1 protein-coding gene is annotated in these 862 nt (G+C 58.9%); it reads right to left on the bottom strand.

The annotated features are described in order from the left end of the window. Nucleotides 1-862, bottom strand: an 862-nt coding sequence (locus AC1RPN_RS07875; RefSeq protein ID WP_481763663.1) for a DnaB-like helicase C-terminal domain-containing protein, incomplete at both ends; no start/stop codon positions are given.

The following is an 862-nucleotide window of genomic DNA, read 5'->3' as shown; positions in this document are numbered from 1 at the left end:
GGCGTTGGTGGCGGCCACCACCTCTTCCATCGTCATGTCCGCGTCGGGTCGGAAGATCGTGTAGCGACCACCCGCGTCCTTCACCTTCTTCGCCCACTTCTTGTATCGCTTCATCACCAAATCGCGCTCGTTGGTCGCCAACCGCTGTAGACGAATGTCCGTCACGTCGAAGGCCCCGACGTTGGCCATGACGCGCACCGTGGTTTCCTTCGCACTCATTTCGAGAGGAACCACCAGCACCTTGTAGCCGGCGCTAGCCATCTTGATCGCGATGTCGTTGGCAAACAGCGATTTACCGGCACCTGAGCCTGCGGCGATGGTGACCATCGAGCCGCGAGCAAATCCCCCGGACTGCCGATCGAATTCGGGAATGCCGGTCGGTATGATGTCGTCACCGGACTCGGCGTACAGGATGTCGCGGACCAGTGCCGTCGCATTGTTGTTCATCCCGAAGTGGGTGAACGCGTCTTTCGTGCTCTTTGTGGCACGCGCGCTCGACAGGCGCAGTGCCGTATCCTCCAGAAGCGTTCCCACATCGAGTTTGCCCTTCGAATTCAGGGTCGCGTCGATGTTGACGGCCAGTTCCTCAAGTTGCCGGATTTGGCGGTACTTGTTTAGGAGTCGCGCACATTTCTGTGCCTCGTCTACGGTCGTGACCGTTGCCTGCGAATCGCGCAGCCATTTACGCGTGCCCTCCGATATCGCGGGGTCCTCGATGAGCAATCGGTAGGCCGGTGTCGTTCCCGTCTCCCGCATGTGGCGCAGCACCGCGCTGTATACCTCTTGGCTCTCCGTATAGTTGAAGTACGATTCGTCGATAAGGCTAAGAAGGGTACCGGAAACTCGTTTGTCTTTGTGAGTC

The sequence above is a fragment of the Dellaglioa sp. CoH-57-MRSF-20 genome (assembly GCF_056781955.1).
This window is presented reverse-complemented; position numbering and strand designations above follow the sequence as displayed.